The organism is Streptomyces sp. CA2R106, assembly GCF_037034245.1.
In the GTDB taxonomy this organism is placed as follows: Bacteria; Actinomycetota; Actinomycetes; order Streptomycetales; family Streptomycetaceae; genus Actinacidiphila.
This window is the reverse complement of record NZ_JBAGKC010000180.1, coordinates 1-465: the sequence shown is the minus strand read 5'-3', so window position 1 is coordinate 465 and position 465 is coordinate 1. Positions and strand designations below refer to the sequence as shown.

Below are 465 nucleotides of genomic sequence, written 5' to 3'. Positions count from 1 at the left end.
ACCGCCATACCCAACACCGGATGCGGACTGACCTCCACAAACACCCGATGCCCCTCAGCCACCAACCCGGCAACAACCTCACCGAACCGCACCGGCTCCCGCAAATTCCGATACCAATACTCCCCATCCAGCTGGGCGGTATCCACTACCCGCGCCTCAAGCGTCGAATAGAACGGCACCGCACCACTGACCGGGGACAGTCCCGCCAGATCCTCGCCCAACCGGTCCTCGACCGCTTCAACATGTGCGGTGTGGGAGGCGTAATCCACCGCGATCCGTCGCGCCCCACGCTCCGCAAACGCCTCGACGAACTCCGCACACGCCTGCGCGGCGCCGGCCACCACGACCTGGCGGGGAGCGTTGACCGCCGCGATCGACAAGTCCCCACCCCAGCGGGCAATCCACTCCCCCACCTCGGCCAGACCGGCCGGCACCGACACCATCCCACCCGTGCCCGCCAGATGC

General features: G+C 67.5%; 1 protein-coding gene. It reads right to left on the bottom strand.

Annotation, left to right across the window (positions count from 1 at the left end; all coding sequences use genetic code 11):
- Positions 1 to 465 (bottom strand): acyltransferase domain-containing protein (locus tag WA788_RS35630; RefSeq protein ID WP_335984661.1); only part of this gene is annotated, 465 nt, incomplete at both ends.